Annotated in this window: 16 protein-coding genes; 9 read left to right on the top strand and 7 right to left on the bottom strand. The window is 74.9% G+C overall.

Annotated features, from left to right (window positions below):
• Positions 1–96: 96 nt before the first annotated feature.
• Positions 97–1,386 (bottom strand): ABC transporter substrate-binding protein, encoded by a 1,290-nt coding sequence (locus tag ABT122_RS05810; RefSeq protein ID WP_351545920.1) that lies wholly within the window; start codon positions 1,384–1,386, stop codon positions 97–99.
• Positions 1,387–1,582: 196 nt separating this feature from the next.
• On the opposite strand from ABT122_RS05810, the gene ABT122_RS05805 reads away from it, so the two are divergent.
• The 3 genes from ABT122_RS05805 to ABT122_RS05795 are packed head-to-tail and all read left to right on the top strand — an operon-like array spanning position 1,583 to position 5,147.
• Positions 1,583–2,101, top strand: coding sequence for a PadR family transcriptional regulator (locus tag ABT122_RS05805; protein ID WP_351545917.1), 519 nt, complete (start codon positions 1,583–1,585; stop codon positions 2,099–2,101).
• Positions 2,098–2,856, top strand: coding sequence for an ABC transporter ATP-binding protein (locus ABT122_RS05800; protein ID WP_351545914.1), 759 nt, complete (start codon positions 2,098–2,100; stop codon positions 2,854–2,856). Before ABT122_RS05805 ends, ABT122_RS05800 begins: the two co-directional genes overlap by 4 nt.
• 2 nt (positions 2,857–2,858) lie before the next feature.
• Positions 2,859–5,147 (top strand): ABC transporter permease, encoded by a 2,289-nt coding sequence (locus tag ABT122_RS05795; protein WP_351545911.1) that lies wholly within the window; start codon positions 2,859–2,861, stop codon positions 5,145–5,147.
• A gap of 126 nt (positions 5,148–5,273) precedes the next feature.
• Here the strand turns inward: ABT122_RS05795 and ABT122_RS05790 are convergent, their stop codons facing one another.
• The 4 genes from ABT122_RS05790 to ABT122_RS05775 form a co-directional block, all read right to left on the bottom strand.
• Positions 5,274–5,765 carry an NUDIX hydrolase gene (locus ABT122_RS05790; RefSeq protein WP_351545908.1) on the bottom strand — a complete coding sequence of 164 codons (492 nt, stop codon included), beginning with the start codon at positions 5,763–5,765 and terminating at the stop codon, positions 5,274–5,276.
• Positions 5,766–5,852: 87 nt separating this feature from the next.
• Positions 5,853–7,469, bottom strand: a complete 1,617-nt coding sequence (gene lnt / locus ABT122_RS05785) for an apolipoprotein N-acyltransferase (protein ID WP_351545905.1) — start codon at positions 7,467–7,469, stop codon at positions 5,853–5,855.
• A 495-nt stretch (positions 7,470–7,964) separates the two neighbouring features.
• Entirely contained in the window at positions 7,965–8,528 is a 564-nt protein-coding gene (locus tag ABT122_RS05780; RefSeq protein ID WP_351545902.1) for a hypothetical protein, read from the bottom strand.
• A 92-nt stretch (positions 8,529–8,620) separates the two neighbouring features.
• The gene (locus ABT122_RS05775; RefSeq protein ID WP_351545899.1) at positions 8,621–9,454 is read right to left on the bottom strand and encodes a glutamate racemase; all 834 of its coding nucleotides are present in this window, start codon (positions 9,452–9,454) and stop codon (positions 8,621–8,623) included.
• Between ABT122_RS05775 and ABT122_RS05770 the strand changes: the two genes are divergently transcribed.
• The gene (locus ABT122_RS05770) at positions 9,453–10,640 is read left to right on the top strand and encodes a glycosyltransferase (RefSeq protein ID WP_351545896.1); all 1,188 of its coding nucleotides are present in this window, start codon (positions 9,453–9,455) and stop codon (positions 10,638–10,640) included. The two genes, ABT122_RS05775 and ABT122_RS05770, sit on opposite strands and share 2 nt — an antisense overlap.
• 37 nt (positions 10,641–10,677) lie before the next feature.
• Here ABT122_RS05770 and ABT122_RS05765 read toward each other — a convergent pair whose 3' ends face one another.
• Positions 10,678–11,946 (bottom strand): TerD family protein, encoded by a 1,269-nt coding sequence (locus ABT122_RS05765; RefSeq protein ID WP_351545893.1) that lies wholly within the window; start codon positions 11,944–11,946, stop codon positions 10,678–10,680.
• Positions 11,947–12,198: 252 nt separating this feature from the next.
• Here ABT122_RS05765 and ABT122_RS05760 point away from each other — a divergent pair, with 252 nt between their 5' ends.
• The 3 genes from ABT122_RS05760 to ABT122_RS05750 all read left to right on the top strand — a co-directional run bounded on the left by ABT122_RS05760 (position 12,199) and on the right by ABT122_RS05750 (position 16,161).
• Positions 12,199–12,657 (top strand): DUF6643 family protein, encoded by a 459-nt coding sequence (locus tag ABT122_RS05760; RefSeq protein WP_351545890.1) that lies wholly within the window; start codon positions 12,199–12,201, stop codon positions 12,655–12,657.
• A gap of 241 nt (positions 12,658–12,898) precedes the next feature.
• Positions 12,899–13,507, top strand: coding sequence for an Rv1733c family protein (locus tag ABT122_RS05755; protein ID WP_351545887.1), 609 nt, complete (start codon positions 12,899–12,901; stop codon positions 13,505–13,507).
• Between the two features lie 224 nt (positions 13,508–13,731).
• Positions 13,732–16,161: a right-handed parallel beta-helix repeat-containing protein gene (locus ABT122_RS05750; RefSeq protein ID WP_351545884.1), complete on the top strand. Its 2,430-nt coding sequence runs from the start codon at positions 13,732–13,734 to the stop codon at positions 16,159–16,161.
• On the opposite strand, the gene ABT122_RS05745 is transcribed toward ABT122_RS05750, so the two are convergent.
• The gene (locus ABT122_RS05745) at positions 16,131–18,686 is read right to left on the bottom strand and encodes a hypothetical protein (protein WP_351545881.1); all 2,556 of its coding nucleotides are present in this window, start codon (positions 18,684–18,686) and stop codon (positions 16,131–16,133) included. The two genes, ABT122_RS05750 and ABT122_RS05745, sit on opposite strands and share 31 nt — an antisense overlap.
• Positions 18,687–18,899: 213 nt before the next feature.
• On the opposite strand from ABT122_RS05745, the gene ABT122_RS05740 reads away from it, so the two are divergent.
• The gene (locus ABT122_RS05740) at positions 18,900–19,748 is read left to right on the top strand and encodes a DeoR/GlpR family DNA-binding transcription regulator (protein ID WP_351545878.1); all 849 of its coding nucleotides are present in this window, start codon (positions 18,900–18,902) and stop codon (positions 19,746–19,748) included.
• Positions 19,745–20,221, top strand: coding sequence for an SRPBCC family protein (locus tag ABT122_RS05735; RefSeq protein ID WP_351545875.1), 477 nt, complete (start codon positions 19,745–19,747; stop codon positions 20,219–20,221). The genes ABT122_RS05740 and ABT122_RS05735 overlap by 4 nt, the downstream gene beginning before the upstream one ends.
• Positions 20,222–20,318 lie beyond the last annotated feature (97 nt).

Below are 20,318 nucleotides of genomic sequence, written 5' to 3'. Positions count from 1 at the left end.
GAGCACAGAGGGACTCCGGGGAAAGCCATGGCAACCGGGTACCCGGAGACCCGGCCCCTACTCAACACGCGAGTAGGTCCGCCGAAATGAGCCGGATCAGCCGCCCGCCACGATCTCGCGCAGTTCGCGCTCCAGCCGGGCCAGCGCCTCGGCGGGGGTGATCCGTCCGGCGAGCGCGCTGTGGGTGATGGCCGCGACCGCCAGATTCAGCTGCTCGTACTCCATGTGCTTGGTCCTCACCCGCGCGGTCCGCACGCTCTGCGCCAGGGCCGGCAGATAGGGGAAGCGGCGGACCAGCGCGGGGTCCGCGTAGAGCGAGGCCCAGACGGGCGGCAGCGCGCCCTCGGTGAGGACGGTGCGCTGCACGGGTTCACCGAGGAGGTAGGCCATGAGTTCGGCCGCGGACACGGGGTGTTCGGTACGGGAGTTCACCGCGAGATTGGAACCGCCGAGGACCCCGGTGCCGGGCCCTTCCGGGCCCGGCAGGGGCACGGCGGCGACCCTGCCCGCGATCGCCGAGCCCGGTTCCGAGGCCATGACATGCACATAGGGCCAGTTGCGCAGGAAGAGGAGCCTGCCCTCCTGGAAGGCCCGGCGGGAGTTCTCCTCCTTGTAGGTCAGGGCCTCGCGGGGTATCCACCCCTCCTTGACACCCCGGGTGAGGAAGGTGAGCCCGGCCAGCGCCTCGGGCGAGTTGACCGTCACGCGCCGGCCGTCCGCGTCGAGGAGGGAGCCCCCGGCGGACTGGATCGCCTCCGTCACATTGACGGTGAGCCCCTCGTAGGGCAGGAGCTGCCCCGCGTATCCGTCCATCCGGTACTCGCGGGAGAGCCGGGAGGCGGCGCGGGCCAGCTCGTCCCAGGTGCGGGGAGGCTCGATGCCCTCGCGGGCCAGGATGTCCTTGCGGTAGAAGAGCAGTCCGGCGTTGGTCACATAGGGGACGGCGTAGAGCCTGCCGTCGTAGGTGGCGGTCTCGATGACGGAGGGGAGCAGTTCGCCCAGGGGCAGCCCCCGGGGGTCGACGGGCGCGATCCAGCCGCGCCCGGCGAACTCGGCGGTCCAGGCCACATCGATGTTGAGGACGTCGAAGCGGCTGCTGCCGGCCCGCAGGCTCTCCTGCATCTGGGCGTGCACCTCGTCGGCGGCCTCCGGCAGTTCGACCAGGGTCACCCGCTCCCCGGGGTGGGTGCGGTTCCAGCCGTCGAGCACCTTGCGGAGGTAGCCGGTGAGATCCCGGCCGGTCGCCAGGGTCAGCGGGCCGCGTCCGTCGCCCGAGGTCCCGGAGGTGCCCGGGCGGGGCACCGGGCCCGAGCCGGCCGCCAGCAGCACGGCGGACGCGAGCAGGATGCGGCCCGCGGTCAGGGCCGCCGTGCGTGTCCCGCGCATCACTCGCCGCCCTCTCCCGGCCGGCGGGGGCGGACGGGCCACCTGTCCCCCTTCCGGCACATCATATGTACTCCGTACCAGGCATCATGGATGCCCGCGGGCCGGTCCTGCTCCCGGAACCCGGGATTCCCCGCCCCGAAGTGCCGAGTCGCCGGAGACTCGGCAGCCCACTCGTCCCAGGAGGGAACCCGGCACCGTGCGTCTTCATCTGCTGGCGCTGCTCGCCGGTGGTCCCGCCCACGGCTACGAGCTGAGACAGGCTCTGGAGAAACTTCTGGGCGCCGCGTACCCTCAGCCGAACATCGGCCAGATATACGTCACCCTCGGCCGTCTCGAACAGGCGGGGCTCATCGAGGGCAGACACGTCAGCCAGTCGGACCGGCCGGACAAGCGCATCTACGAGATCACGGACGCGGGACGGGAAGCGGTGGACGCCTGGTACGAGACTCCGTCCGAGGCTCCCCGGGTACGGGACGACTTCTTCATGAAGCTCGCGCTGGCGCACCGCACGGGCCGGCCGGACCAGATCACCCTGATCAACAAGCAGCGGCGGCACTACCTCAATCTGATGCGGGCGCTCTCCCGGCTGGAGGACGCGGGGAGCGGGGGCGAGGACCGGGCCAACCGGATAGCGAGCCTGCTGATAGAGGGAGCGACGCTGCACCTCCAGGCCGATCTCGACTGGCTGGAGCGGTGCCAGGAGGAGCTGGAATGAGCACGGCCGCCCCGGCTCCGCTGCTGAGCGTCTCGGGTCTCACCAAGAGCCATACGACCGACGCCGGCCGGGTGCGCGCGGTGCGCGGTGTGGATCTGGAGGTGCGGCGCGGGGAGTTCGTCGCGGTCACCGGCACATCGGGCGCCGGGAAGTCCACCCTGCTGCATCTGCTCGCCGGTCTGGAGCGCCCCGACAGCGGGACCATCGCCCTGGACGGAGTGCGGGTCGACCGGCTCGGGGAGGCCCGCTGGGCGATTCTGCGGCGGCGCAGGATCGGGGTGGTGTTCCAGTTCTTCAATCTCGTCTCGACCCTGACGGTCGCCGACAACATCGAGATGCCCGCCCTGCTCGCGGGGCGCGGGGCCCGGGAGAGCCGGGCCGCGGTCCGGGAACTGCTCGCCGAACTCGGTCTGGAGGACCGGGCGGACCGGCTGCCCGGCGATCTGTCCGGCGGTGAGCAGCAGCGGGTGGCGCTCGCCCGCGCGCTGGTCAACGAGCCGGATCTGCTGCTCGCCGACGAGCCCACCGGCAGCCTGGACAGCCGGGGGACCCGCGAGGTGGTGCGGCTGCTCTCCTCGCTGCACCGGCGGGGCCGGACGATCGTGCTGGTCACCCATGACGCCCGGGTCGCCAGCTCGGCGGAGCGGGTGATCAGCTTCAGCGACGGGCGGATCATCGACGACACCCGGATGTCCGACGACTTCGGCGACGGCGCCCACGGGGTCGTCGCGGGTCCCGTCGAGCCGGCGGAGTAGCCGTGCGCGCCATCCTGCGCTGGGCCGCCGCCGATCTGCGCACCCACCGGGGGCAGGCGGCGACCCTGACCCTGGCGACCGCCGGGATCACCGCCGCGCTGCTGCTGTCGGCGGCGCTGCTCCAGTTCGCCGCGAGCCCCTGGCAGCAGCTGTTCACCCAGACGCGGGGGCATCACATCACGCTCCGGCTGAGCACCGGCGCCGACCCGGAGGGGCTGCGCCGGCTCGACGGCGTACGGAGTGTCTCCGGGCCGCACCCCACGGCCGCGCTCACGGTCGCCGGGGGGACCGGCACCGCCGCGCTGGATCTGCGGGCCGCCGGTGCCCGGGGGCCCGGGGAGGCGCGGCTGCTGGACGGTGCCCGGCTCGGCGGTGCCGACGGGGAGGTGGTGCTCGACCGCGCGACCGCCCGGGCGCTGTGGGTCGGGCCGGGCGACCGGCTGACCCCGCGCGGCCGTCCGGCCGGGAGCGCTCTGCGGGTGGTGGGCATCGTGGCCACGGCGGAGGCGGGGTACGCGGCGGGGCGGCGCCCGGGGATCGCCTGGACCTCGGCCGGCACGGTGGCGCGGTACACGGACCCGGACCGGCCCCGGTGGATCGCCGGGCTGCGGCTGGACGATCCGGCGGACACCGACTTCGTCATGCAGCAGGCGGTCGCGGCCGTCGGCCCCGAGCATGTCGTGCGGAACACCAACTGGCGCGAGTCGCGGGCCGCCTTCGCCGACGACCACGAGCTGCTGGGGCAGCTGCTGCGGGTCTTCGGGCTCGGCGCGCTGCTGGCGGCGGCCGTCGCCGTCACCGGGGGCGTGGGCTCGCGGGTGTTCGGCCAGACCCGGGACATCTCCGCGCTCAAGGCGGTCGGTATGACCCCGGTCCAGATCGCTGTGATGTTCTTCGGCCAGCACACGGTGCTGGCGCTGGTGGGGGTGGGGGCCGGGGCGCTGCTGGTGCGGACGGTGGGGGCGCTGCTGCCGGAGCCGATCGGCGAGGCGGTGGCGTACAGCGGGGCGCTGCCGGGGGCCGGTCCGGCGGGCGCGGGCATCGGCGCGGCGACGGTCCTGGTCATCGCGGCGGCCACGGTGTACGCCGCCGCCCGGGCGGCCCGGGTCTCGCCGAGCCCCGCCGCGCGCGCGGCCCGGCCGGTGCCGCGCCGGATGTCACGGCTGGCCCGGGCGGCCCTGCGCCGGGGCACGCCGCCGCAGTTGGTGCTGGGGTGGCGCGGGGCGGTGCACCGGCGGGCCCGGTTCGCGGCGGGGGTGCTGCGGCTCTCGGTGCCGGTGGTGCTGATCACGGTGGCGCTCTCGGCCCTGGCGACGCTGGACGGACTGGACAGCGGTTCCGGAGGCCGGGCGAGTCCGGCGGCACCGCTGACCGTGCGTCAGGAGGGCGGTCTCGGGGCCGCCGATGTGGCCCGGCTGCGGGAGGGTCCCGGGGTGCGGGCGGTGTATCCGGCGGCGGAGGTGACAGCGCTGATACCGGGCCAGACCCGGTCGGTGACGCTGCGCGGCCTGGGCACGGCGGAGCGCCCGTACCCCTTCGCGACGGTGGAGGGCAGAGCGCCGTCCGCCTCGCACGAGGCGGTGGCCGGTCAGGGCATGCTGGACGCGACCCGCGCCGAGGTGGGGCAGTGGGTGCGGCTCACCGTCGGCGGGACCCCGCACATCCTGCACATCGTGGGCCGCTCGATCGAGCCGGAGCACGGCGGGCTGGTGGTGACCACGACCCTGGACACCCTGCGGGAGAACGGCACGGCGCTGGGGCCGCAGGCCTACGCGGTGCTGCCGCGGCCCGGCGCCGATCCGGACTCCGTCGCCGGCGCCCTCGCCGGGGCGCTGCCCGGCGCCGATGTCCGGCGCGCCCCTCCCCCGGGGCCCACACCCGTGAGCGGGGTGCTCGCCGGGCTGATCGGGGTGCTGGCACTGATCGCGGTGGCGGAGCTGGCGTCCTCGGCGGGCTCCGCCGTGTGGCACCACTCCCGGGAGCTGCCCGCGCTGCGCGCCATCGGTCTGACCCCCCGCCAGCTGGCGGGGACGGTGGTGGCCAACTGCGCGGTCACCGCTTGCGCGGCGGCGGTGGCGGGGATCGCGGCCGGGCTGCTGGTGGCGGGGCCGGTCATCGATCTGGAGGGCGCGGCGAGCGGGGTGGGCGCGGGGATCGCGCTGCTGCCGTCGTGGGGGTCGCTGCTGCTGACGGGGGCGGGGCTGGTGGCGGCCTCGGTCGCGCTGGCGGTGGTGCCGGCGCTGCGGGCGGAGCGCCGGCGGGTCCTCGATCCGGTCGCCGCGGTGGGCTGACCGGGGGCGGGCCGGGCCACCGGTGTCCGCCTTCCGGGGCCGCCGGGTTCGTGTTCCCCGGCCCCGGGGCCCGGTGCGTCCGGCCCCGCTCACCGGTCCGGTCCGGTCGGGTCCGGGAGGCGGACCCTAGGCCGTGACCGCGGGCGCCGCGGGGGCGAACCAGGCGGGGCCGTCGGTGAGCGCCTGCTCGATCCGGAACCGGGCGCCCTCGCTCAGCTCCGGCATGGCGTCCAGGTCGAACCAGCCCACCTCCAGCGACTCGTCGTCGTTGACCCGGGCCTCGCCGCCGGTCGCCCGGCAGCGGAAGGTGATGTCCATGTACTGGCACTGGTCGCCGTTGGGGTAGGTCACGGCCCGGGGCTGCCCCTGGACGAGTACGACCCGCTCGGCGACACAGTGCACCGCGGTCTCCTCGTACACCTCGCGCACCGCGGTCTCGGCGGGCTCCTCGCCCGGTTCGGCGATACCGCCGATGATCGACCACCGTCCGTCGTCGGCGCGGCGGTCCAGCAGGACCTGGCCCCGCTCGTTGAAGACGACCACGCTGACTCCCGGGAGGAAGAGCAGTTGATGGCCGGCGGTGGCACGGATCGTTCGGATGAAGTCGGGAGTCGCCATGGTTGCGACCATAACCGATCATCAACGGGCCCCGGTTGCGGGCCGCCGGCCGCCCGCCCGGGGTCGCGTTGCGGGCCGCCGGCCGCGCTATCCGGCTTCCGGGCCCCCGGGGGCGGGCCGGGCGCGGCGCGCGCGTACGGCTCCGGTCACCGCTCCGGCCAGACCTCCCGCGGCGACGAGCAGCAGGGCGATCTCGGGCCGGACGCCGAGCCGGGTGGCCGGGGTGAGCGAGGAGCGCAGCGGCACCTCCGCGACCAGCGCGTCCGGGGTGAACATCCGGGTCTTCTGGACCACCTCCCCGTCCGGCATGATGACCGCGCTCACCCCGCTGGTGACGGGGACGACGACGGACCGCCCGTGCTCGACCGCCCGCACGCGGGACATGGCGAGCTGCTGGTAGGTCATCTCGCTGAGGCCGAAGGTGGCGTTGTTGCTGGGGACGGAGATGAGCTGGGCGCCGTCGGTGACCGTGTCGCGGGCCATGTCGTCGAAGGCGGCCTCGTAGCAGGTGACCAGACCGACCTTGGTACCGGCGAGGTCGAAGACACCGACCTTGTCGCCGGGGCCGAAGTCGCGGCGCACCCGGTCGACGTCGGAGCTGAAGAGCCGGACGAACGACCGCATCGGGATGTACTCGCCGAACGGCTGGACATGGCGCTTGTCGTAGGTGTCGACGGGGCCCCGCTCGGGGTCCCACTCGATGAGGGTGTTGCGGAGCTTCCCGGTGTCGGGGGTGAGGACCGCGCCGACCACGGTGGGGACACCGATCGCCTTCACCGCCCGGTCGATGACCGCGCGGGCGTCGGGGTTGCGGTAGGGGTCCAGGTCGGAGGAGTTCTCCGGCCAGAGCACGAAGTCGGGCGCGGCGGCCCGGCCCGCCTGGACGTCGTCGGCGAGCTGCTCGGTGCGGCGGGCGTGGTTGTCGAGGACCGCGCGCCGCTGGGCGTTGAAGTCGAGCCCGAGGCGGGGCACATTGCCCTGGATCGCGGCGACGGTCGCCGTGCCGTCCTCGGCGGAGTCGTCGACGAGCGGCAGGGCGGCGAACGCGGCGGTGACCGGCACGAGGACGGCGAGGAGCGCGGCGGCCAGCGGACCCCGGGGCAGGGCGCCGGTGCGCCGGTACGCGAGGCCGCGCCGGACCGTCTCGTACAGGCCGAAGCCGCAGAGCACCACGGCGAAACCGAGTACGGGTGTGCCGCCGAGCGCCGCGAGGGGGAGGAAGAGGCCATCGGCCTGGCCGAAGGCGACCTTGCCCCAGGGGAAGCCGCCGAAGGGCACACGGGCGCGGGCGGCCTCGCCGGCGATCCAGACGGCCGCGGCGAAGAGGGGCCAGAGCGGGAGCCGGGCGACCGCCGCGATGCCCAGCGCGGTGAACGCGATGAACAGGGCCTCCACGGCGGCCAGCGCGATCCAGGGCACGGGGCCGACGTCCTCGCCGGTCCAGCTCAGCAGCGGCAGCAGAAAGCCGAGGCCGCTGAGGTAGCCGAGGCCGAGGGCGGAGCGCATCCGGCGGCCGTGCAGACACCAGCCGAGCAGGGCGAACGCGGGCACCGCCAGCCACCACAGGGGCCTGGGCGGGAAGCTGAGGAACAGCAGCACTCCGGAGAGTGCGGCGGCCCCGGGGCGCACCAGCCTCCGCACCAGCGCGGGTCGCGCGGCGGGGGCGGGCTGGGGGCTGTCGACGGCGGTGATGGTGGCGCTCACCTGCCGGAGTCTACGGTGACCGGCTGCGCGACCCCCCGCCGCGGGCACCACCCGAGGCCCTCCCCCACCAAGGACAGGACCCGAGCACGCCCCCTTGCGGTCGCGACAGCGAGACCCGGCCCCGGCACGGAGACCACCCCTCCACGGCCGCGGCAGCGAAACCCGCCCCACCCGGCAACCGAACACCCGAAGCCGAAACCCAGCCCCCGCACGGACACCACCCCACCACGGCCGCGACAGCGAAACCCGCCCCACCCGGCAACCAAGCACACAGAACCGCAGCCCAGACCCGGCAGGGACACCCCCGCCACGGACAAGACCCGAGCACACCCCACCACGGCCGCGGCAGCGAATACCCAGCCCGTCCGGCGATTGAGGACGGACCCCGGCCCCGGGAATCCCGCACCGCACCTGACAGGCGCGACAACCGTCCCCGGGCACACCCACGAACCAGAACACCCGCCGGAGGCACCTCCGGCGGGCCGAGCCGGGGGCTCAGACCCCGGCGGGGGTGCCCGCGCCGGTGCCCGGGCGGAGCAGATCGCGGATGGCGCGGACGGCCGCCTCGGCGTCGTCCACCGTCACCGTGAACACCATGCCGTCACCCAGGGTGACAATCAGACCCTCGCCCCGGCGGACGACGACCGCCGTCCCCTTCTCCGGGAGCCAGCGGTAGCCCCATCCGCCCCACTGGCGCGGGGTGACGCTCGGGAGGAATTCCGCGCCCACCACATGGGAGAGCGGAATCCTCCGGCGGGGCAGCCCCATATGGCCGCAGCGGACCTCGACGGCGTCGCTGTCGACCCGGACCGCCACATGGACGAAGGCCAGGGTGCCGTAGAGCATCAGCAGCCCCACCGCGACACAGCCGATCACCGACATCAGCAGTGCGGCGATGCCGGAGGTCCAGGACGCGTTGAGCGCGATCTCGATGCCGAGTGTGATGAAGGCGACGCCCGCGATGGCGAGCAGCCACTGCATCCGGTTGGTCGCGCGCCCGGTCCACACCGCGGGCGCGGGCGCCACGGGCTCCACCGGGTCGTGGGTGTTGTCCCTCATGTCTAGGAGAGTAACCGGCTTCCGGCCCGTCGGCATGGAGTAGCCGGAGCGTCACCGCCGGTCAGCGGGGGTGCGGGGAGCCCGGGGAGCACTCAGTGGGCGGTGGGCACCCGCTGGAGGAGCCGGCCCTCGGCGTAGCGCGCCGCCTGCTCCGGGAGGGTGGCCGCCCGGCCGCTGAGGAGCACGGTGAGGCCGCCGACGGCGGCGGCGTCCGGGGCGGGCGCCGAGCCGACGCGGCGCAGTGCCTGAGCGGCGACCGCCCCGGCCGAGCCGAAGAGCTCCACGGGTGCCCCGACTGCGGCCCTGATGCGCTCGGCGACCAGTTCGTAGTGGGTGCACCCGAGGACGACGGCCCGGACATCACCGGGGGTGCGGGCGGCGGCCGCGGCCACCGCCCGGTCGATGGCGTCCTCGTCGGCCTGCTGCACGGCGTCGGCGAGGCCGGGGCAGGGCACCTCGGTGACGGCGGCCGTACCGGCGAACGCGCCGATGAGACCGCGCTGGTAGGCGCTGCCGGTGGTCGCCGGGGTGGCCCAGATGGCGACCGTGCCGCCGCCAGCCGCCGCGGGCTTGATCGCGGGCACCGTACCGATCACCGGAATGGCGGGCTCCAGCGCGGTGCGGAGCGCGGGCAGGGCGTGGACGGAGGCGGTGTTGCAGGCGACGATCAGCGCGTCCGGCGCGTACGCGGCGGCGGCCCGGGCGGTGGCGAGCGCGCGCTCGGTCACGTCCTCGGGGGTGCGCGGCCCCCAGGGCAGCCCCTCGGGGTCGGAGGAGAGCACAAGATCCGCGTCGGGCCGCAGCCCGCGCACCGCGGCGGCCGCCGCGAGCAGGCCGATTCCGGAGTCAATGAGCGCGATCTTCACCCGGTCACCATAGTCCACGGGCGTTGCCGGGGCGGATCGGTGGGGCAGACTGCGGCGCATGAGCGCCCTCGCGTGGATCGCCGTCGCTTCGCTGGCCGCATGGGGGTGGCTGCTGTTCGGACAGGGGTTCTTCTGGCGCACCGATCAGCGGTTGCCGCCCGGCCGGGAGCCGGACTCCTGGCCGGATGTCGCGGTGGTCGTGCCCGCGCGCGACGAGGCCGGGGTGCTGTCCGTGACGCTGCCGTCGCTGCTCGCCCAGGACTATCCGGGGCGGGCGGAGATCGTCCTGGTGGACGACGGCAGCACGGACGGCACGGGGGAGCTGGCCCGGTCCCTCGCGGAGCGCCACGGCGGGCTGCCGCTGGCCGTGGTCTCCCCCGGGGAGCCGGAGCCGGGGTGGACCGGGAAGCTGTGGGCGCTGCGGCACGGCATCGCGCTGGCGCGGGCCCGTGACCGCGAGCCCGGGTATCTGCTGCTGACGGACGCCGACATCCGGCATGCCCCGGACAGCCTGCGGACCCTGGTGGCAGCGGCGGGGGCGAACGGTCTGGATCTGGTGTCGCAGATGGCGCGGCTGCGGATCGCGACCGGGTGGGAGCGGCTGGTGGTGCCCGCCTTCGTCTATCTCTTCTGCCAGCTCTACCCCTTCCGCAGGGTCAACCGCCCGCGCTCGTGGACGGCCGCCGCGGCGGGCGGCTGCGCGCTGCTGCGGACCGGGGCCGCCGAGCGGGCGGGCGTACCGGACTCGATCCGGCAGTCGGTCATCGACGACGTGGCCCTGGCCCGTGCCGTGCAGCGCTCCGGCGGGCGGATCTGGCTGGGGCTCGCGGAGCGGGTGGAGAGCGTGCGGCCGTATCCGCGGCTCGCCGATCTGTGGCACATGGTGTCCCGTTGTGCCTATGCCCAGCTGCTGCACAGCCCGCTACTGCTGGCGGGTACGGCCGCCGGGCTCGCCCTGGTCTATCTGGTGCCGCCGGTCGCGGTGGTCTGCGCGGCGGCCGGGCTGTCCGGCGCGGACGCCGTCGCCGGCTGGGCGGGCGCGGCGGCGTGGGCGGTGATGGCGGGGACGTATCTGCCGATGCTCCGGTACTGCCGGCAGTCGCCGCTGCTGGCGCCGGTGCTGCCGTTCACCGCGCTGCTCTATCTGCTGATGACGGTGGACTCGGCCCGCCGGCACCACCGGGGTCGCGGCGCGGCCTGGAAGGGGCGCACCTACGCCCGTCCCTCGGCCGCGCCGGGGCCCTGACCGGGCGGCGGGAGGGCCGGCCGGTCAGGACGGGGTGTCACTTGCGGCCCGGTGTCCAGTCCATGCCCCAGCCGTAGGCGCGGTCCATGGTGCGCTGGGGGCTCACCCCGCGCTCGGGCACGAGGAAGTCGGCCTCGCGCTGCACGACCAGGTCGGAGCCGGTGTTGGTGATCAGGGCGAGGGCGCAGACGGTGGAGGGCACGGTGCACTCGCCGAGGGAGAACTCGATGGGGGCGCCGTGCTCGGGCCGCAGGGTCACGGTGGCGTCGAGATCGGCGAAGCTGCTCGCGCCCGCGTAGATGGTGACGAAGATGACGATGCGGCGGATGCTGTCCCGGTGGTCGAGGTTGACGGTGAGGTTCTCGCCGGAGGTGCCTCCGGTGCGGTCGTCGCCGTCGAGGTGGATGTACGGGGGCTGGTGCAGCGCGCCGAAGGCGTTGCCCAGGGACTGGACGACCCCCTTGCGTCCGTCGGTGAGTTCGAAGAGGGCGCAGAGGTCGAGGTCGAGCCCGCCCTGCCCGGCGAGGGCGCGGCCGAGCTTCGCGCCCCAGCCGCCGCCCTTGGGCTGCTTGCGCATCTGCCAGCTGAGGTTGACGCGCATGGCGCCGGAGGTGCCGCCCTGCTTGGCGAGCGAGACGCGGGGGGACTCCTTGGTGAGAGTGACCTTGCTCAGACTGACGGGCGCGGAGGCGGGCGCGGAGGCCGTGGCGCGCGCCGGGGCGGCGGCGGCGGGGGCCGCAGGTGCGGAGGGCGCGGGCGCCGGGGGCGCGGGACGGACGGCGGCGGCCGAGAGGCCGAAGTCCTTCGCCAGCCCCTCCGGGCCCGCGCTGTACCCCTGCCCCACCGCCCGGAACTTCCAGGCCCCCTGACGCCGGTACAGCTCGCCGAGGACCAGGGCCGTCTCGACGGTCGCGTCCGCGCTGTCGTACCGGGCGAGCTCCGCGCCCGACGCGGCGTCGACCAGCCGGACGTGCAGGCCGGGGACCTCACCGAAGCCGGCGCCGCCGGCCGAGACGGCGACCACGACCTTCTCCACCCCGGCCTCCACCGCGTCGAGGTCGACCGCGAGGACCTGGACGGCGCCGCCCGCTCCGTCCGGCGCGCCCTCGTGGCGCACGGCGCCCGAGGCGTGGGCGGGCCGGTCGCGGCGGACGAGGTCCGCGTCGGAGCGGACCCCGCCGGTTCCCGCGGCGAGCAGGAGCGCGGAGACGTCGACCGGGGGCACGGAGGCGCCGGAGGCCCACCCCACTTCCACCCGGACCTGCCGCGCCGGCACCGGGGTGTTGGCTCCCTTGAGCATGGACATGCTGGCTCCTGTCACGCGTCGGTCCGCCCGGCGGAATTCACCGGACGTCAACCCCATCTTCACCCGCCCCGGCCCCGGGTGCCGACCCGCGGGTAACCCGCTCTCAGCTCGCTCTTTACAGGATTCTTGCTCTGCTTCGCGACCGTTTTTCCCGAGTTCGCTCGCTTTGGCGATCCGTGGGTACCCACGTCCACGCAAAGAACCCACATACCGGGCTCCCCAACCGGGACTCGTGGGCTTACCTTAGGTCCCATGACCTCCCCCCGCTCCACCTACGGCGGCGGCTACTACTCCGCACCGTCCTTCGCCGACACCCCGATCTACGACTCCCTTGTCGCGGAGCGGGGCACGCCCCAGATCGCCCCGATCCGGGTGCCCTCCGCGTACGACCCCGGCAACCATCTGCCGGCGCTCCCCGCGGCGCTGCCCGCCCTCCCGGCGGGCCCCTCGATGTCCCAGCAGCCCCAGGGGTACGGCTACCCGCAGCAGGCGCCCGCGCCGATGCCGCTCCAGCAGGCCGCGGCGCCGTACATCCCGCAGCCGCAGCCGCCGCGCGGATACCCGGCGCCCCAGGGCCAGCACCAGCAGCAGCGCCCCGCGGCCACCGGCTACGAGGCGATGCGCCCGGCCACCGCCCGGCCCGCGCCCGCGCCGTCGCCCGCCGCGTACAACGATCCTTACAACCGCCCGTATCCGGGACAGGGTTACTGAAACCCCCGGGGCACCGAGAACTTCCCGGAAGCGGCCTCCGGCGCCCGCTTCCCTCCCGCCGTCCGGCCATCGCGCCACGGGGCCCACACTCGACGAGGTCTGTGGGAACTCCGGCGCGCTCGCGGCACGTTGGGCTGTCGAGGGCGCGGCGGGAGAGGGGTGACGTTCCTCTCTCCTCCGCCGTCCCGGGCCCGTGCCGTTCCGCACGGGGCGGTCACGGACGCGGAAGGGGGTGCGGGAGATGCGGGCGGCCTCCGGGGTCTGGCGCTGGCGTCGCAACCCCCTGCGCCGGGCGACCGATCTCGTCGAGGCGTGGACCGCGCTCCTCGCCGCGCTGCTCCTGGTCACCGCCGCACCGGCCGTCGGCTGGTTCGCCGGGAGCGCCACCGAGGATTCCCTGCGCCAGTCGGCGCGTCAGCAGCGGCTCCAGCGCCATCCCGTCACCGCGACCGTGCTGGGCCCCCTCTCCCCCGCCGGCGCGCCGGTGTACACCCCCGACTCCCCGGCCGCCCGCGAGAAACCCCGGCTGGTGCGCGCCCGCTGGACCGCTGTCGACGGCGGCAGCCGCACCGGCAGCGTGCCCACGACCCTGCGCGACCCCCGGCCGGGCGACCGGCTGACCGTCTGGACCGACACCCGCGGCCGGACAGCCCCGCTCCCGCTGGAGCCGTCGGCCGTGCGGGTCCACGCCGTGCTGGGCGGGCTGGGCGCGGCGTTCGTCTGCGCGGGTCTGGTGGAGGCCCTCCGCCGGCTGATCGTCCGGTGGCTCTCGCGCCGCAGATTCGCCCGGCTCGACCGGGCCTGGGCCGCCACCGGACCGGACTGGGGACGCACCGGCACGGGGGGCTGACCTCGTGAGTCGTCAACTGCCGCCCCTCGCGCGCGCTACGGTGGTGCGAGCCCCCTCAGGGGGCAGGGCAGGTCGTGCGGGCACGGCGGAGCCGGCGGGTCCCCGCGGACCCGGCGGGCGGCCGGGCACCCGTGCGGACAGAGCGGATGGAGCAGGTCCCAGGGGGCGTCCCCCTTCTCCGAGGCGCGCCGGAACAGATCCCGAGGTGGGGGCAGAGCAGCACGATGGCACAGGGCACGGTCCAGGTGACCCACACGGGCACATCGCGGTGGCGGCGCCGCACGGGCGAGTACGCCTCCCTCGCGGCGGCCCTGGAGGCGGCGGGTGACGGCGATGTCCTCACCGTCGCGCCGGGGACGTACCGCGAGAATCTGGTCATCCAGCGGGCGGTCACGCTCCGCGGCCCCGAGGGGTCGCTCGGCTCGGTGCGGATAGCCCCCGCCGACGGGGTGCCGCTGACGGTGCGGGCTTCGGCCACCGTCCAGGACCTCCATGTGGAGGGGCAGGACGCGACCTCGCCCGCGCTGCTGGTCGAGGACGGCACCCCGGAGCTGTCCGATCTGCGGATCTCCACCCGGTCCGCCGCCGGTCTGGAGGTCCGGGGCTCGGCGCGGCCCACCGTGCGCCGGTGCACCGTGGACAATCCGGCCGGTGTCGGCATCGCCGTACTGGACGGCGCGGGCGGTGTGTTCGAGGAGTGCGAGGTGGTCGCGGCGGGCCAGGCCGGTGTCTCGGTGCGCGGCGGCGGTCACCCCCGGCTGGAGCGGTGCCGGGTCCACCACGCCTCCGGGGCGGGTCTGGCGGTCACCGGCGAGGGCAGCGGGCTGGAGGCCATCGGCTGTGAGATATACGAGGTCAAGGGCGCGGGTGTGCAGATCGCCGCGCGCGCGTCGGCCCATCTGACCGACTCCACCGTGCACCGCACATCGGCCGACGGGGTCACCCTGGACACGGATGCCGTCCTCACGCTCTCCGACTGCGACATCCACGACATCCCGGAGAACGCGATCGATCTCCGCTCCCGTTCCGTGCTGACGCTCACCCGGTCCACCGTGCGCCGCTTCGGCCGCAACGGCCTGTCGGTGTGGGACCCGGGCACCCGGGTGGACGCCAACCAGTGCGAGATATACGACAGCACGGGCGACTATCCGGCGGTCTGGATCAGCGACGGGGCGACCGTGGTGCTGGACGCCTGCCGGGTGCACGACGTGCCGGACGCGCTGTTCGTGCTGGACCGGGGCTCGCGGGTCGATGTGGTCGACAGCGATCTCTCCCAGATCCGCAACACGGCGGTGTCGGTGAGCGACGGCGCCACCGCCCAGCTGGACGACTGCCGGATCAGGGAGGCGTCCACCGGCGCCTGGTTCCGGGACCACGGCAGCGGCGGCACCCTGGCGGGCTGCACCATCGACGCGGCGCAGACCGGGGTGATCGTCACCAAGGGCGCCGACCCGGTGATCGAGCGCTGCACGGTCACCTCGCCGGCCGAGGCGGGGTTCTATGTGTCGGCGGAGGGCCGGGGCACCTTCCGGAACTGCCGGGTGACCGGCAGCGGGGGCTATGGCTTCCATGTGATGGACGGCTGCCGCACCACCCTCAGCCGGTGCCGCACCGAGCGGTGCGCGCGCGGGGGGTACGAGTTCGCCGATCCGTCCCTGCTGCTGGTGGAGGACTCCACCAGCGACGAGAGCGGGGTGCGCGCCGCGGCCGAGCCGGTCTCCCCGCTGTCCGCTCCGCTGTCCTCCACCAGTGTGCTGGGCCCGGTGCTCCCCCAGCCCGTCCCTCTTCCCGCGCCCGCCCCCGGGCCGGCCGCCCCGGCGCCGCCGCCCGACCCCGGGCCCCGGCGCTCCCCGGAGGCGGTTCTGGGCGAACTGGACGCGCTGGTCGGCCTGGAGAGCGTCAAGCGCGAGGTGCGCTCGCTGACCAACATGATCGAGGTGGGCAGGCGCCGCCAGGAGGCGGGGCTCAAGGCCGCCTCGGTCCGCCGCCATCTGGTCTTCACCGGCTCCCCCGGCACCGGCAAGACGACCGTGGCCCGGCTGTACGGGGAGATCCTGGCCGCGCTCGGGGTGCTGGAGCGGGGCCATCTGGTCGAGGTCTCCCGGGTGGACCTGGTCGGTGAGCACATCGGCTCCACCGCGATCCGCACCCAGGAGGCGTTCGACCGGGCGCGCGGCGGGGTGCTCTTCATCGACGAGGCGTACGCCCTCTCCCCCGAGGACTCCGGCCGGGACTTCGGCAAGGAGGCCATCGACACCCTGGTGAAGCTGATGGAGGACCACCGGGACGCGGTCGTGGTGATCGTCGCCGGGTACACCGCGGAGATGGAGCGGTTCCTGTCGGTGAACCCGGGGGTGGCGTCCCGGTTCTCGCGGACCATCACCTTCCAGGACTACCAGGCCGATGAGCTGCTCAGGATCGTCGGCCAGCAGGCCGACGAACACGAGTACCGGCTCGCGGACGGCACGGACGAGGCGCTGCTGAAGTACTTCACCGCCCTGCCCAAGGGGCCCGCGTTCGGCAACGGCCGCACGGCGCGCCAGACCTTCGAGTCGATGGTCGAGCGGCACGCGGGCCGGGTCGCGGAGCTGAGTGACGCGGACACCGACGATCTGACCCTGCTCTACCCGGACGACCTCCCCGAGCTGTCCTGATCCCGCCGGGACCGCTGAGCCGGCGGGGACCCGGGGGCCTGCGGAGGCCGCGGGTCCTGCGGGGACGGCGGGGCCTGCGGGGGGATGCCCGGGTGGAGCCGGTCCAGCAGTCCCCGGCGCTCCAGGGCGAAGGCCGGGTCCGCCTGGTAGTCGCCGTGGCCGAGGATCGGTTCGGGCAGAGGGTGGCTCCGGGACCGGCCGTAGACCACCGGGTCCTTGAGCACCGCGCGGTCCACCGCCCGGTGCCGGCCCTCGGGTCCGACGAGCACCGGACCGCCGATCGGGTCGGTGTGCCGCCAGAGATTGCGCCAGCAGTCGACCTCCCCGCGCAGCTGGTGCAGGGCGGTCGGCCCGAAGTAGGCGGGGAACCAGCGGCCGTAGAGGCGCTCCAGGGGTGAGCCGTAGGTGAGCAGCGCGACCCGGCTGCGGGTGGCGGGGGGCAGCTGCCAGACGGCGGACGCGGCCAGCACGCTCCCCTGCGAGTGCCCGGAGATGACGAGCCGTCCGCCGGTCCGCTCCGTCCAGGTGCACATGCGCCAGGTGAGGTCCGGGACGGCGCGCTCGGCGTAGCACGGGGGCGCGAAGGGATGTGCGGCACGCGGCCAGAACGTGCCGACGTCCCAGAGGATGCCGATGGTCCGGCGGGCGGACGGGTCGCGGTAGGCCCGGCGGCCCCAGGTGACGAACAGTATGAAACCGAAGCCGATCAGCCAGGAGCCGATGGCCTGCGCGGCCTCCGCCGCCGACTCGGCGAAGCCGCTGTCCCCGAAGGCCTCGCCGGGGACCTTGCCGCTCGCCCACGCCCCCGCGACCGCTCCGGCACCGAGCAGGAGGGTGGCGCCGGAGAGGATGCCCACAACCCTGGGGGCGGTGTCGGTGAGTCCGGCCCGGGCCCGGGTGCCGGCGATTCTGCGGGTGCGGATGGGGTCGGGCCGCCAGATGCCGGAGTCCGAGACGGCGACCTCGCGCAGGGCGTACTCGTCCTCGACGACCCGGGCGAGGCGCCGGCCCCGGCGCCAGGTCCGGGCGCACAGATAGCCGAGGGGCAGAAGCAGGACGATCAGCAGCACCGGGATGACCGACGCCAGCCAGCTGAGGAGCACGGGGGGCCCGGGGATGGTGCCGTCGCCGTCCATGCCGGGGGTGCCCGGTCCGTCCAGCCAGTCCGCGACCCGCTGGGCGATGCCACCGCTTATCACCCCGCCGAGGGCGCAGGCGAGCATGGCGACGGCCGGGCCGCCCAGCCCCCGCAGCGCGGAGCGCGGGTGCCGGGCGCGGCGCTGGAGGAGCAGCGCGGCACCCGCCAGCGCGACGGCCAGGACACCCTGGGAGAGGACGATCAGCCGGAAGGCCCACTCGTCACCCGGGAGCATGCCCCGGGAGGCCCAGCCGGGCCGGTCCCACAGGGCGTGGAGGAGGGAGAGGACGAGGATCGCCAGCGCGCCCGCGGGCATGGCGGTGACGGCGGCCCGCTCGAAGCGGGCATCGAACCGCCGCTCGCTGCGGCCCCTGCGGATCACGATCCACACCACGAAGACGAAGGCGAGGACGAGCGCGATCTCCAGGGCCCGGCCGGCGAGGTCGAGGAGGGTGCTGTCGCCGTCCCGGTCGTGGCGGGCGGCGGGCGCGGCGACGGCGGCGGCGATGGTGAGCAGGCCGGCCGCGGTGTGCGCCGCCCTCAGCCGGGCGACGAGCCGGCGCCCGTACCAGAATCCGGGCCGGCCCAGCGCGGGTCTGATGACGGGCGGACCCGCCCCGGCCGGCTCCCCGGCGCTCTCTTCCTCCTCGTCCTCCCGCTCGTCCTCTTCCTCTTCGTCGTCCTCGTCGTCCTCCTCGTCCGGGTCGTGGTCGTCGTCGTCACGCGGGCCCGTGTCGCCCTCGGCCACATCCATCCCGGTGGGCGGGCGCTGGGACTCGTAGGCGTTCCAGGTGCGGTGGGAGAGGTACCAGAGCAGGGTCACCAGCCCGGTGGGCAGCAGCGAGGCGAGCGCGAGCCGCCGGCCGGGCTGTGACCACCAGCCGCCCTCCGCGCTGGAGAGAAAGCCGAGCCAGTCCCGCTCGCGCGCGCACTCCGGGGTGCCCGCGCACTGCCAGGCCAGCAGATCGAGCGTCACCTCGCAGGCGGCGGCCGTGATCAGCACGGTGAGGCTCAGCGCGATCAGCCGCACCAGCACCCCGTACAGCCGGGTCGTGCGGATGAGCCCCTTGGCGCGCGGGCGCATCCAGTGCGCGAGGTTGACGACCATGAAGGGGAGCAGCAGCAGCCACAGGGCGCGGGCGCTGTTGCCCGAGGTGAGGTTGGACCAGCAGTACGCCTCGGGGATGGGCTCGTCCCGGTGCTCGCCGGGGCGGCTCTCGGCCTTCTCGTCGTCGGCGCGCCGGAAGACGGCCGCCTGGGCGTCGCCGGTGATCCGGACCGTGCGGGGGTCGCCGAGCATCTCCTGCGGGGTGGTTCCGCCGACACCGTGGACCAGGAGTTCCAGCGCCGGGCCTTCGCCTCGCGGAGCCGGAGTTGCTGAGGACACTTCTGTCACTCGCCCTCTCGATGATAGGGATCGACCGGTGCGCGACCGCACGGCACCGCATGCCTCAGGGTCCCGGACCGGGACAGTTCACCGCATGGCCCTCACCGAATCTCCGCGAGTCTCGGGGGAGGGGGCCGTGAGAGGATGTGACGCTTTGAGCCGCTGGCGGAGCGTACGACGGAAGACGACGACGTGGAAGGACCGGTCCCGGTAGTGACCGACCATCAGAACCTGCTCGCCGAGCAGCGGCGTGCCCTGATCCTCGACGAGGTGCGCAGGCGCGGCGGGGTCCGGGTCAATGAGCTGACCCGGAAGCTCAATGTCTCCGACATGACCGTGCGCCGGGATCTGGACGCGCTGGCCCGCCAGGGGGTTGTCGAGAAGGTCCACGGCGGCGCGGTGCCGGTGGTGGAGGCGAGCACCCACGAGCCGGGGTTCGAGGCCAAGTCCGCGCTGGAGCTGAGCGCGAAGGAGGACATCGCCCGGGCCGCCGCGCGGATGGCGGCGCCCGGCAGCGCCATCGCGCTCTCCGGCGGTACGACCACCTTCGCCCTGGCCCACCATCTGCTGGAGGTCCCGGATCTGACGGTGGTCACCAACTCGGTCCGGGTGGCGGATGTGTTCCACACGGCCCAGCGGCCGGGCCCGACGGGCGCGCCCCGGCCGGGTGCGGCGACGGTGGTGCTCACCGGAGGGGTGCGCACGCCGTCGGACTCGCTGGTGGGGCCGGTGGCCGATCAGGCGATCCGTTCGCTCCACTTCGATGTGCTCTTCCTGGGCGTGCACGGGATCTCGGTGGAGGCCGGGCTCTCCACGCCGAATCTGGCGGAGGCCGAGACCAACCGCCGCTTCGTGCAGGCCGCGCGGCGGGTGGTGGTGGTCGCCGACCACACGAAGTGGGGCACGGTCGGGCTGAGTTCCTTCGCGGAGCTGACCGAGGTGGACACGCTGGTGACGGACGCGGGTCTGTCGCCGCGCGCGCGGGAGGAGATCGCCGAGCATCTGCCGGGGCTGCTGCTCGCGGGCGGGTCCGGGGACGAGGAACCGGAGGGCGACGGATGAACGGACGGGTACGGGGAGCGGCGCGCCGGACGGCGGTGTTCCGGCTGACGCGCGCGGTGCCGCTGCCCGCCGGGGAGGTGTGGCGGCGGGTCACCGACTGGCGGGCCCACGCGGCGCAGGTGCCCCTCACCTCGCTCGCGTCGGTGACCGCCGGACCCGCCCGGGTGGGCACGGTGTTCGTGGTGCGCTCGGCGCTGGGCCGGGTCCGCTTCGACGATCCGATGGAGGTCGTCCGCTGGGAGCCGCCGGGCGGGGGGTCCGGGATCTGCCGGCTGGAGAAGCGCGGCCGGGTGGTCCTGGGCTGGGCGGAGATCGAGGTCGCCCCGCGCGGTCCGGGCTCGGTGGTGGTCTGGACGGAGGAACTGCGCCTCCGCGGGGTGCCCGCGCTGCTGGACCCGGTGGTCACCCGGGTGGGCCGGAGGGTGTTCGGGCGCGCGCTGGACGGGCTGCTGCGGGGCCCCGGCGAGCCCTAGGCCGTCTCTTTCGGATCGTGCCGGGGCTCGCGAGCCCCGGCACCGCGCCTCGCCGATCCGGCCTGCTCCGAGAGAAGCTCCCCAGGGCGACGGCCGG

This window comes from Streptomyces sp. NPDC001985 (assembly GCF_040296845.1).
Taxonomy (GTDB): domain Bacteria; phylum Actinomycetota; class Actinomycetes; order Streptomycetales; family Streptomycetaceae; genus Streptomyces.
This window is presented reverse-complemented; position numbering and strand designations above follow the sequence as displayed.